General features: G+C 62.6%; 4 protein-coding genes (1 of these 4 only partly in view). All 4 read right to left on the reverse strand.

From position 1 onward, the window contains the following. A protein-coding gene (locus EB815_RS33470) for a hypothetical protein (RefSeq protein WP_155772366.1) crosses the window boundary here: on the reverse strand, positions 1–10529 show its beginning. Its footprint begins 18652 nt before the window's first position; the window shows 10529 of its 29181 coding nt (coding positions 1–10529); the start codon lies at positions 10527–10529; the stop codon falls past the left edge of the window. Between the two features lie 30 nt (positions 10530–10559). Next, entirely contained in the window at positions 10560–11525 is a 966-nt protein-coding gene (locus EB815_RS30240; protein ID WP_065004916.1) for an LEPR-XLL domain-containing protein, read from the reverse strand. 118 nt (positions 11526–11643) lie between these two features. Continuing rightward, positions 11644–12426: a SapC family protein gene (locus tag EB815_RS30245; protein WP_056565063.1), complete on the reverse strand. Its 783-nt coding sequence runs from the start codon at positions 12424–12426 to the stop codon at positions 11644–11646. A 90-nt stretch (positions 12427–12516) separates the two neighbouring features. Continuing rightward, the gene (locus tag EB815_RS30250) at positions 12517–13455 is read right to left on the reverse strand and encodes a radical SAM protein (protein WP_056565065.1); all 939 of its coding nucleotides are present in this window, start codon (positions 13453–13455) and stop codon (positions 12517–12519) included. Positions 13456–13469: the final 14 nt, after the last annotated feature.

Consider the following 13469-nt stretch of genomic DNA (forward strand, 5'->3'; position numbering starts at 1 on the left):
ATGGAACTGCCGCGCAGATAGGCCTGCACCTGGTCGCGGTCCGCCTCGCCATGGCCGATCTCGTTGACCGCCACTGCCGCGCCGAAGGATGCCGCGCCGCCGACATCGCCGCCGATACCGAGCGAAAGCGACACGGCGAGCGTCTCCGCCTTGATGGTCGAGGACCCGCTCGCGGTGACCGAGATGGAATCCGCCTGTGAAATGCCGCTCGCCTCGATGAAGGCATTGGTGTCGGTGGCGATGTTGTTGAGCGCCACCGCGCCGCCGCCGCTGAACGAAATACCGGCGGAGCCGCCGATAGCCACCGAGATGGAGGCGGTGGCAACCGTCGAGTGGATCTTGGCGGCGTTTTCGGCGCTTATCGAAATGCCGCCCGCCGTCGCGTCCACGCTGTCGGCGTTCTTGAGATAGGCGGCAACGTTGTTCTCTATCTTGTTCTGCGCCATGGCGAAGCCGATCGACACGGCGACGCCGGTGGTGCCGGCCATGCCGGCGGCAAGGCTTGCCGCGCCGGCCAGCACGTTGATCGTCGTTTCGTCCTTGGCCGAGATGTCGATCGATCCGACGGAGACGCTGCTGGCGTCGGTGATATAGGCCTGGGTCGCCACCGCGACGAAATTCAGCGTGTAGACGCCCGCGACGCTGACGCCGACACCGGTCGACCCGCCGCCGGCGATCGCAACCGACCCAGCCGCGACAATGGCTTCGATCGAACCGGTGGAATGCGCATCGACCTTCACCTGGCCGTCGCTGTTCACATCGGTGTTGCTTATGAAGGCGCGCACACCGTTGGTGCCGTCGCTGGCAAGCGTTGCATTGCCTGTCGGCAAGGTCTGGCCGCTCGCATCGTCTTCCTCTTCCTCGACCGACCAGTCGCCGATGCGATTGATGGCGACGGCGGCGCCGATCGAGGCGCCGATGCCGGCATTCGCGCCCACGCCGATGCCGACGGACGCGGCAAGCACGGTGGCGGTAATCGTCGATTCGCTCAGCGCCTCGACATCGACGCTGGCGCTGTCGATGATGTCCGAGTCCACGATCGAAGCCGAAGTATCGACGTTGATGATGTTGGACAGCGCGGCGCCCGCGCCGCTGATGGCGATCGAATTGTTGCCGGAGAAACCGACCGTTATCGACGCCGCGGCGCCCTTGGCATCAATGACGGCGTGATTGTCGGCCTTTACCTTGACCGCTCCGTCCGAAGTCACATCCGTGTCGGCGACGCCGGCGCCAACGCTGCCCTTGATGTCGTTGAGCGCGACGGCAAGGCCGATCGATATAGCGGTCGCATTTTTAGCGGCAAAGGACGCGGCGACCGTTGCGGCCGCGGCCAGCGCATGGATCTCGCTTGTGTTCACTGCCTCGACATCGGCGCCGCCGGCGCCGGCGGTGATGGTCGATTTGCCGTTGGCGACAGTGCCGCCGTCGATCAGTGCCGTTGTGTCGGCTGCGATGCTGTTTTGGGCAAACACGCCACCGGCGCTGAAGGATGTGCCGTTGCCGGACGCCGAAATGCCGACCGCGACGGAACCTGCAACGGTAAGCGCATCTATGGTCTGGCCGGACGTCGCCGACACGCCGAACTTGGAACCGCCGACGCTGGAATTGCGGATGCGCGCCTCGGTTTTCAGCGGTGTCGCCACTCCGGGTGCTTCGATACTGCCGGCATAGCCGACATAGTTGAAGGCAAGCACGATCCCGACGGCAATCGCGGTGCCCGACGAATTGAAACCTCCGGCGACCGAGGCGGCCGCGGCCGCAATGGTGGCGTCGATGTCGGCGCTGTTGGTGGCGGACACGGTGACGTCGCCGGTCGCCTGCACATCGCTGTCCTGGATCAGCGCGCCGACCGCGCCCAGTATGGTGTTGAAGGCAATGGTGCCGGCGACGCCGACTGCCAGCCCGCTGCCAGTTCCGGCGGCCACCGACACGGAAGCCGCCGCCGCCGTGGCATCGATCTTGCCAGCCTGCGAAGCGGTGACCGAGACGCTGCCCGCATTGAGGTCGGACACATTGTCGATGGTGGCGGAAACCGTGGCGTCGATCGCATTGCGCGACACCACCAGCCCGATCGAAACGGATTTACCGTCAGGATCCTGGCCGTAAGTGTAGTTGATGGCTATGACGGGGAGGACCACATGCGATGTGATCTCGCTGATGTTGCTGGCCGAGACCGTGACCAAGCCGTCGGCGTCGATGCCGGTCGAGTCCTCGATCGCCGCCTCGACGGAATTGATGACCCGGTTGAGGGCGAAAACGCCGCCCACGCTGACCGCCGTCGGGGCACCGCCGCGCAGGGTCTTCACGTAGTTGGAGATTTCCGCGTTGATCGTCTGCGAAGCCGTCGCCGAGACGGTCAGGGCACCGCTCATGTCGGTGGTCGAATTCGAAATCCGCGCACTGACCTGCGCGGCCGGATCGTGGCCGTAGATGGTGTCGACAAGACTGGTGCCGACCAATGCATCCACGGTGTTGAACAGGAAGTTCTGCCCGGCGAGCCCGATCGTGTTGAAAGCCAGCGTGATGCCGGCCGCGGTCGCCTTGGCGATCGTGTCGGCGTCGATCGAGGCGTCGATCGACGCTTGGCTTTCCGCCGTGACGGCGAGGTCGGCGCCTTCGACGTGACTGTCCTCGACCAGCGCGGTGGCATGGCTGACGACGTTGTTGGTGGCGATGACCCCGTTGACGGCGATCGACTTGCCCTTGGCGCTGCCCGTAGCTTCCACGCGCGCCGTGGTGGTGGCGGTGATCATCCCGGTTTGCAGCGCCGAGACCAGCACGTTGCCGGTGGCGATGATACTGGCAGCTGTGACCGTGGCGGACGCACCGCTGTCAATGTCGTTGCGGGTGGCAATGCCGCCCGCCGCGATGGCGCTGCCGCCGGCCAGGCTGGGCACGAGGTTGGTGTTGATCCAGTCGACAATGTCGGTAGCGATGAACTTGGACCAGTTGCCGTCCGAGAAATCGATGCTCGACAGATCGATCGACGCGCCGTCGGGGCCGTCATAAACCCATTTTTCGCCGGTTGCCGGACCGTTGAGGCCCGTATCGTCGTCGATATAGACGAGGTCGCCGCTGTTGACAGTCTGGACACCGGACTTGGTGGTGAACTGATAGCTGCCGAGCGCCGAATTGATCAGATTGGTGACCACCGAGGCGCCGTAATCATTCTTGATCTCGGCGAGCGCCTGAACTTTACCGTCGGACGTGATCGAGGCATCGTCTGTCGAGGCCACCGTGACGTCCGTGCCTTTGACCTGGGCCGTCGAGGCACCGCTGTTGTCGATGGATGCCGTGGATTCGCTGGCGATCTTGTTCATCGCCAGGATGAAGCCGAAGGCCTTGCCGTCCGTGCCCGAAATCGAGGTCGAGGACGAGGTAGCCTTGTTGCCGACCGTAGCGTCGATGATCGACTTGTTGTCGGCCGTCACCGAAACGGCGCCACCGGCCGCGATGTTGGAATCGACGATGGTCGCCTGCGTCATCGCCGGATTGCGGCCTCCGAACGCGTCGGCGATCAGGTCGTCGCCAAGCAGGGCGTCGACGCCGTTGAAGAGCACATTGCTCGCCTTCCAGCCGATCGTGTTGAAGGCGAGCGTCACGCCGCCCGTGTCGCCGCCGCTTGTGTAGGCCGAACTCTGCGTATCGGCCTTGATTGCAGACACGTTCTGCGCGGCCACGGTCACGGCGCCGGTGCTGGTCACGTCGCTGTTGGAGATCGTAGCCGTGGCCCTGCTCTGCACGATGTTGGTGGCGATGGTGCCGTTGATCGCCAACACCTTGTCTGCCGGTGTCTCTTCCTTCGGATCGGCCGGCGTCACGGGATTGGCCGGATCGGCCGGCGAGCCCGGCTTGTGGTCGGTGCCGGGATCCGTGTCGGCCGGCTTGCCGTTGCTGCCGTCGGTCTTGGAATCGCCGTCCCAGTCGATCGAACTGCCGCCATTCGCCGTGATCGACGTGTCAACCTTGGCTTTGATGTCGGCGCTTTCCAGCGCCACAACCTGCACGTCGCCGGCAGTGGTGGAGACGGTGGCGTTCTTGATCGAGGCGTCGGAACCGCCGCGCACGTCGTTCATGACCACCAGGCCGCCAACCGCCCGCGAGGGCGCCGCCGACAGGTTCAGATCCTGCAGCAGGACAGTCGCCTCCGGCGCTTCCTTCCAATAGCCGAGATTAGTGAAGTCGGTGCTGGCGAGATCGAGCCCCTGACCGCTCGAGTTGTCGCCCATGTAGATATAGATGCTGCCGGCGTTACCGCCGATGCGGGTCCAGTTAGGATCGTTGTCGATGTCTTCCGTGCCAGCGTCGATTGCATTGACCAGCGCCTCGAGATCGATGACGCCGTCCTCGCCATTGTACCGGTAGATCGGGCCACTGTCCTCGCCTTCGGGAGCCTCGAACTGGACCGCGTCGCCGTTCGAGATCGGGAATTTCGACGGCGGCAGCATCTGGTCGAGATTGATGACCACATTACCGGTGTAGTCGTCGGCGATGCGCACACGGTCGCCAAATTTGATGTCGCGGATCTTGGTGCCGATGCCTGCGTCAGGCTTCGTGTCGTAATCGGCCGGCAGGATGTCGTTGATGGTCTCCTGGATGATCGATGCGCCGCCATCGGTGCTGACCGAGGTCTCGGCGACCAGCTTGGAATTCGAATAGATGCCGGAGGAATCGTTGGCCGTGACGGAGATCGTGTCGCCGGCACTGATCGTCTTGCCGGTCGTGCCACTGTTGTCGATGGTCGCCTTGGCGGCCCCCGAGACCTTGTTGCCCGATATCACCGCGCCGTAGGAGGCGCCGGATGCCCCGTACAGCGCCGCCGTGTCGGTCACGGCCGCATTGGACACGGTAGCGTTGATCTGCGCGTTGTTGAGCGCCGAGACGTCGATGCCGCCACCGGCGTCGACGGAACTCCTCAGAATTGAGGCGGTGGCGTCGGCGCCGACATTGCCGTCGAAGGCATTGTCGGCGAGGTAAGGCGAACCGATCAGCGTGTCGAGCGTGTTGAACAGAATGTTCTGCGCTTCCCAACCGACGGAATTGTAGGCGAGCGTCACACCGACAGCCGTCGCGCCGGATACGCCCGACGAATAAAGCCTGGCGTCGATGCGCGCCTCGTTATCCGCCGACACGACCAGGTTGCCGCTGGCGGTGACCGAACTGTCCTCGATGCTGGCCGAGGTCTTGCCGAGCACGACATTGGTGTCGATCTGGCCGCTGAAGCCGAGCACGTCGCCGGAGCCGTCGATGCCGCTGCCGCCGGCGGCCGAAACCGTGTTCGTGGTGTAGGCCGTGATCGTCGAGGCGCCCTTGGCCGCAACCGTCAAGTCGCCGCCATTGGCCGCGACAGTCGTGCCCTTGATGTAGGCTTTGGCATCGCCACGGGTGTCGTTGTAGGCGATGGACAGGCCGATCGCCTTGGAATTGGTCGTCACCACATTCCCGATTGCCGGGAAGAAGATGTCCTCGAAGTCGGACGTCTTCAGCTGCTGCCATTTCGTGATGTCGGAATAGTCCACGGAGCCGCCACCGAGGTCAGCGGTGAACGGCGTGTCGCCGATATATTTGTAGACCTCGCCCGAATTGACATCGAGGGCCTTCCACTGCGCCGTGTCGGTCAGGGTGATGCCGCTTGTCTGGGTGATCGGATCGTCGCCGAGATAGCGGTAGATAGTGCCGCCCTTCTCGACCAGATCGCCATGCGTGATGTCGACGGACCCGCTCACCGTGTCGAGATCGTATTTGGCGTCGAGATAGTCGAGCGCGACACGGACCTTGTCGCCGTTCTCGACCGTGCGTGTTCCGGACTTGGTTGTGTATTTGTAATCGCCGGCGCCCAGTTCATCGGCCACTTTGCTGACGACATCTTGCAGCGCGCCGAGCGTGCTGCCCGGCGCGGCTGTCGACACCACCGATATGTCGGCCGATATCGTCGCCGCATTCGAGGTCTCGATGTCGACCGCGCCGCCCGCGGTGACGGTCCTGGCCGGGGTACCGCTGTTGTCGATATAGGCGGACGCACCCGAACTGACCTTGTTGCTGGCCAGGATCGCTCCGGCCGCGGTGCCGCTGACGCCATATTTGGCGGAAGGCGTGAACGTGTTCGTCCAGTCCATCGCCGTTTCGTTGCCGGTCGTGGCGGTGATGCCGGCCTCATTGACGGCCGACAGATCGATGTCGCCGGCGATGTCGATGCTGGAGTTCGTGATGAAGGCGGTGGTCAGCACCGGTGTTTCGTTGCCGAGCGCCTTGCCTATCTCGGGTGATCCGATCAGCGTGTCGACCGCATCGAAGAGCAGGTTCTGCGGCTGCCAGCCGACGGCGTTGAAGGCGAGCACGAAACCGTAGACGCTGCCCGAGCCATAGGCCTGGCTGAGCGCCGTTGCGTCGATTGTCGCTTTGGTCGTCGCCTTGACGGTCAGGTCGTTACCGGCAATCCCACTCGTTGCCTTGGTGACTGAGCTGTTCTCAACGGAAGCCGACGCACCACCCTGCACGGTATTGGAAACCGAGACGCCGCTGGTCGAATCCCAGGAGTCGATGACGCTGGTGTCGACGGCGGTGATGGTGGCGGACTCATCCGCCGTGACCGAAACCGCGCCGTTCGTGGTCACCGACGTGTTGACGAGCTTGGCGATCACATTGCTCTTGACCTGATTGCGGTCGAAGATGCCGCCCAGGCCCGTGGCATTGCCGACCACGGATTTCTCCGACATGCCGGCCGCCAAAAGGCCCGTCTTGGCCAGATCCGCCGGGATCAGGTTGTCGCTGTTGAGCTTCTTCCACAGGCCGAAATCGTCGAAATTGGCCGTCGCCAGATCGACAGCCGCGCCGTCCGGTCCCATGTACTGGTAGATGCCGCCCTTTTCGCCCGTGCCCGCATAGTCGTCCGCGTCGCTGATACGAACGGTGTCGCCCAGGTTGAGATGAGGCGTGCCCGACTTCGTCGTGTATTTGTAATCGTCCAGCATGTCGCCGGCGATCTCGTTGACGATGTTGACACCATTGGTGTTGTCGAGCTGGGAACTGACGCCAAGGCCGGTTGTGGCTTCGATTCCGGCCTCGTCGGCGGCACTGACCGCGACCGTCTTGGCGACGACCGTGCCGCCGCTGATGAACGCGGTCGCCGTGCTGCTGACCTTATTGCCGGAAATGACCGCGCCGTAGCCGGTCGTCGCACCGTCAAACAGGGCTTCGACCGAGGCGGAGGCCTCGTTGGTGATCGTCGCGGTGATCAGCGCGCTCGATACCGCCTCGACAAGCACTTCGCCATCGGAGGTGACGTTGGAATTGGTGATCGAGGCTTCGACATTGAACGGGTTTTCATGGCGAAGCGACGTGTTGGTATCGCCCGTCGCGCCGGCGACATCGGCGACGACGTCTCCGAGCAGCGTCTCCACCGTGTTGAACAGGAAGTTGCCGCGCTCCCAACCGATCGTGTTGTTGGCGATCTGGAACGCCGCGGCCTTTTCGCCTTCTCCCACTTCGGCGACGGTCTTGTTTTCGGACTCGATCAGCGAATGGTTCTCGGCGTGGACGGTGACGTCGCCGACCGTGTTAGCACTCGTACCGATGGTGGCGTTGGTGATCTTGGCTGAGGTCTGCCCCTGGATCAGGTTGGTTGCCACAATAGCGCTCTGCCCGCTGGTGGCGCCTGCCTTGAACAGGAAGCCCTTGACCGAACCGAGCGCCTTCTGGACCAGCGCATCCTGGTTGAACGGCGAACCGCCTTCGGCTTCGCTGAGCACATCCGCCATGGCCTGGATGGCGCCGGTCGAATCCGCCGTCACCGAGACAGTGGCTGCTTGAACTTTGGCCTTGTTGATGAGCGCGGTCGCGCCGCCACGCACGTCGTTGAACACGATGGCCGCGCCGATCGCGCTGCCGCTGGTCGCGCGCAGGTTGAAATCGAGTATCGAATAATCGAGATCGGCCTTCCACAGATCCTTGTCGGTGAAATCGACCTGGCTCGGATCCGTCAGGTCGAGCGTCGGATTGTCGGCGCCCAGATAGGTGTAGGTTTGCCCGCGTTCGCCGGTCAGCAGGACGAAGGCGGGATCGGTCGCGAAATCGACGGTCGTGGAGCTATGCGTGAAATCGATATGCTTGTCGGGGCCGGTATATTTGTAGAGATGGCCGGCGCCGCCCAGCACCGAAACATAGACGATATCGCCGGTCTTGACGTCGATCGAGCCGGTGTTGCCATCGGTCTTGACGTCGTAATCGAGTCCGACCTTGGTGCCATAGGCCAGCGGCACCACCTTGTCGTCGGTCAGCAAGCGGTCTGTGTCGGGCTTCTGCCCGTCATCGAACAGATCCGCAAGCGCGTGCAGCCCGCCGTCACTGGAGGCGATCGCCGCCGTCTCGATCTTGGTGTTGGAATTGATCGTGGTGTCGTCCCGGGCGCTGACATCGAGTGCGCCGCTCGCGCTGACCTGCTTGGAAGTCGAACCGCCGTCGATCGTCGCCGAAGCAAGCCTGCTGACCTGGTTGCTCGACAGGATCGCGCCGATCGACTTCGCGCCGCTGGAGAGAATGCCGCCTTCGGAGACATTGCGCGAGGCATTGCTGACGGTGGCGTTGACGACGCCTTTCGAAAGTGCCGTGACCATCAGCGCGCCGGCTGCCGCGACCACGGAATCCGAGATCGTGGCACTGACCTTGACCTGTTGCTCGTTGGTCCAGAACTGGGTGCCGAGCAGGACATCGAGCGTCGCCCTGGCGATACCAGCGGCCGTGCTGCCGACATTGAAGCCGATGACGTTGAGCGCCTCCAGCCCGGTCACAGCCTTCGAAGAACCCATGGCCAGGCTGACCGGACCACGACCGTCTATATCGACATAGATGGTTGCGTCGACGAAGCTGTTGTCGGTGGCCGAAACGACGACGTCGGCGGTGCCGGTCGTCTGGACATCGCTGAGATCGATCGTTGCCGTGGTCGAGCCATTGACGACGTTGACAGCCAGAACGCCGGCGACCGCTGTCTTGGCGACAATCGGGGCATTCGCATCCTCACCGACCGGGGCCGAGGACGAGTAGGCCAAAAGGTTGGTCTGGTTTATCGCGGCGACCGTGACCGTGCCGTCGCTGTCGACATTCGACTGCGAAATCGAAGCGGCGGTCGTCTTGGTCACCATGTTGATGACGCTGACGCGCGCGACCTGCGTCGAGGGCGCTGTGTCGTTGGGGTTCACGCGCGGCTGGAAGGGTGTCGCGATCGCGATGAAGGTCGAATAGTCGCCGGCCAGCACAGAAACGCCGCCAGTGCCGGCGTTGACAACGCTCTCGTCTATCCCGGCGCTGGTTTCGCCAGTGACGCGATTCTCGGCGTCGAGACCGGTCGAGCGGTAGGTGGTCGCACTCTCGGCCGTAACCTCCAGTCCACCGGCATTCACGGTGATCCCACGGGCCAGCGCCTTCGTTGCATCGGAGGCGACATTGGTCACCGAGCCGAGCGAGCCCGAGACAATGGCGTTGCGCACCTCGCCCTTGCTGGACGCGGCGAGCGCAACATCGCCATGGGCACTGATCGCCACTGGATGGGTGGAGACGGCGGCGGTTGCGGGACCGACAGTGACGCCCGTGGTCCGATTGACATTGGTGTCCGAACTGATAGCCGAGAAGATGACTATCCCCTCGGTGCCGGGAATCAGCACATCGGTTTCGGTCTGAAGATCGACCGCAACGCGGCTGTCGTCGGCGGCCGAGATTTGCACGTCCGTGACGCCATCGTTGATCGTGCCGCCGGTCTGAATGATCTTTGCTGCGGCATCGACCGACGTTGCCGTCGTGTTGGTGACAGTGACGTTGGATCGAACCTGCGAGTTCGTAAAACCGTTGATGACGGTCTTCGCCATCGTCGCCAGGTCTTCCGCGGCAATCTCGCCGCGCGACAGCGCGTCATTGAAAGCCTGCGAGCTGGTATCGAAAATGCCGCCGGAGCCGGCCTTGATCTGGGCGATCGTGTCTTGCGGGATGCTGGTAAGCGCAAGAACGTTGTCGGGCACGACGACTTCGGTAAGGCCAAGGAGGTTGGGGATCGGAACCTCGGTGATCATCAGGTCTACATCGACACCGGTGTTGGCCGCTATCGTTATCGCCGATCCGGTGAGCGACGCCGTGGCAGCCAGCGTCACCGTCGATGTGTCGGTCAGCGTCGCGGCGATGGTGCGCAGGGTGCTCTGAGCCTTGCCGTGGGCCTTGACCGTGTTGGACACCTGAGACGAAACCGTCACCGCGCCGCCGGCCGCCGCAAGCGATCCGGCGATGGTGACGGTTGCCGACGTCGCCGTCGTTGCACTGAGCGTCGAAACGATCCCGGCCGCGTCGATCGATGTGCGAGCCCAGTCAACGGCCTCTATGTCGATCGACTGTGCGCTGATCACGGCGGAGGAGCCGATGTTGATGTCCTCGGCGCTCAAGCCAAGGCTGCCCGTGGTTGAAACGGCCGAATTGACGGCGATCTCCTCGCCGGCATCCAGCATCAGCGAGAAGCCGGCATTGCTGGGCAATGACGAAAGCGTCGTCACATTGGCGCTGTCGCCGAGATAGAGCCAGACTTAGCTGGTCGCCGCCGAATCGTAATTGGTGCCGTCGATGATCACGCGCAGGGAGTTGGCGCCGTTCGCCTGCACGGTGACGTTCTTGTTGGCTGCCGCCGAAACCGTGGCCGAGCGGTCGACGACGAGCACGCCGCCACCGACGGCGAAAGGCTCCATGTTCTCGAAGGCAAGCGTCGAGCCGTTCGGATTGGCGAACGTGACCTTTCCGGAACCGTTCGCCCCCAGCGTCGCGCTGCTGGCGGCCAGGCCTCCCGAATAGACAATCGTGTCCTGCCCGCCGAAGCCACCGTCCATCGTGCCGCTGAGCTTGCCCGCGGCCGCGATCGTGAAGGTGTCGTTGTTGCCGTCGGCGCCCTTCAGGTTCTCCGTGCCGGTGAATGCCACATCGACATGCGCGCCATTGATGGTGCCGGCATTGTTGCCGTTCAGCGTCCAGGCGGTGTTGGCGGAGCTGTCGAACACCACCTTGTCGTTGCCGCCGCCGCCGTCGAACAGGATCGACTTGGAAAGCGTATTGGCGCCAAACGAATCCTCGTCGATTTTCAGCGTATCCCTGCCGCTGCCGCCGGTGATCGAGATCGACGACGTGTTTGCGCTGGCATTGATGGTGCTCAGGTCGCCGAATGCCAGCACCTTGCCGCCATCGGTCTGGTCGATGATCTGGACCTGCTGGATGGTGGTGGCGACGTTGTTGACCGTCTGCACCTCTTCGATCAGACGGACCAGGATTTCATGGTCGACGTTCGGGCCGTCGGTTGCCAGATTGACATTGAGGTCGGCATTGAGCAGCAGGCGCGGCTCGAGTGGATCGAAGATCAGCCGAATGCGGTCGGCGAGTTCGCGCTGCACGCGCGAGCCCTTGACCAAGCGCGCCAGTTTGGCTTTCAGGATTTCAGAAAGCTTCGCCCGCCGGTGCGATATAGGCCTGCCGGAAATGCCTTCCGACTTGAACGGAAATGCCATCTTCGCTTACCCCCCGCTCGCGCGCTCATCTCATGAACCGCGCGGAACGCCCCAAATTCCCTGCCCATTTCCATGCCCAATGGCGAAAAAGGGCGCATTGAATGCGCCCTCCTTCAAATCATGCGTCCGCAGGCTCCGGAGCAGTTTCCGGCTCGGGCGCTTCATCTTTCAGCCCGACCGCTCCCGCCCCCATGCGCTCGGCCGTCGCCGACAGATGGCGCATCGACTGCAGATGCAAATAAATCAGTTCCAGGTCGTCGGCCCTGGCAAGCTCGGCCAGTTGATCGCCAGACAACGCCTTCAGCCGATCGCGGTTGACCGCGAAAAATCCCGACAGCATCAGCGTCTTGCCGTCGCGCAACGTGAAGCGGGCCTGCATCGCTTCGAACAGGTTGAGATCGTTGAGCCGCTTGGTCAGCGCCTGGGTGCGCTGGAACTGCACCTGATAGGCCTGCAGGAAACCAAGCACGTTTTGCAGGTACAATGTGCGTTCGCCGTCGCCGTCGAACAGCCGCTCGCCACGCCCCTTGCGGTTGCAGCCCTCGAATTCCTCGTCGACGCAAAGCGTGAAATTCGCACCGTCATCGGTGCTCGAGAAGACGAAGGGATAGCGGCGCAGGAACGCCGGGACATAGCGCCCGCCCCAGGATCCGTCCTCATTGACAAAGAGATTCTCACCGTCGCGCACGCCGAGCAGAACCACAGGAATTATACTTTCGCCCTGTCCGGCGAAAACCACGGCATATTCTGCCGCGGCACCGGAAAATTCGGCGGCCATCAGCGGCACCGAGTTAACCTGCCTGGCGAAAGCAAAATTGTTGCCGGTCTTGACCGACAAGTCGCCGTGGCTTTGGCGTGATACCGGTACCGCGCGCTCATATATTAAAAGTTGCTTAACCATTCCCCACCCGTATCAGCACAAAAAAGCAACCGAACGATCTCGTTCGGCTTCCGTCCAAAAAAAACATTAAGGAAACCCTTTATTAGGAAACTAGACGATGGTTTCCGCAAGGGCAACAGCTTCTTTTGAAGAATTGATCAGCGGGACCAGTCGATCTGCATGATCGCCATATCTTTTGACATAAGCGCTGTTGAGGCCAAGGCATTGTGTTGACGCGCAACTGTCCCTGTAGGGGCATTGATAGAAGCCGTTTTTTGCGAACTCGTCCCAGAAGGCAGGGTCGATGTAAAGTTGCGGCTGATCGTTAACCAGAAGTAAAGAATCGTCGCCGAGCAGGCACTCGGGAAAGTTCTTGATCTCCACCGAACGACCGTATGCGCGCGCTTTGCGCGCCGCCTCCTTCAGGTAGGGCAATACGTCCAGATGGTTGGCGGCCAGGCCCTTCTCGTCGGTCTCGGCCATCGGCCAATACAACCAGAATTCCATCTGCGTGAGCCGCTTCAGATGCGCAAGCCTGTCAACAACGGCCGGCAACAATCGATAGCTGGCTTCAGTTACAACAGTATTGGTGATTGTAGCGACGCCCGGATATTCGTCGAGGATCTCCAATCCGCGTACCGTCTTTTCAAACGAACCCTTGACCGTGGTTATCGTGTCGTGGGTCATGGCGTCGCTTCCGGCGACGCTCACGAAAAATTCATCTATACCCGCTTCCACGAGGCTCTCACTGTACGCCCGGCGGCCCAGGTGCATGCCATGCGTCTGAATACGGACATGGTCGAAGCCGGCGGCACGTGCCTGGCGAGCCAGGTCCGGCAGGTCGCGGCGAAGTGTGATTTCCGAGCCGGTGAGGATAAGGCCCGTCCATTGGCGGGTGCGGCTGTTGTGGGCGAGCAACTCACGGAAGCTGTCATCGCTCTCGGGCGCAAGGCGATCCATCGTGCCCTCGATCATGCAATGCACGCATTTGAGGTTGCAGCGGAACTCCATCGTCAGCGACACGTATTTGCTATGATCGTAGATTGCCATCACGCGCCCATGAG

The sequence above is a fragment of the Mesorhizobium loti genome (assembly GCF_013170705.1).
Taxonomy (GTDB): domain Bacteria; phylum Pseudomonadota; class Alphaproteobacteria; order Rhizobiales; family Rhizobiaceae; genus Mesorhizobium; species Mesorhizobium loti_D.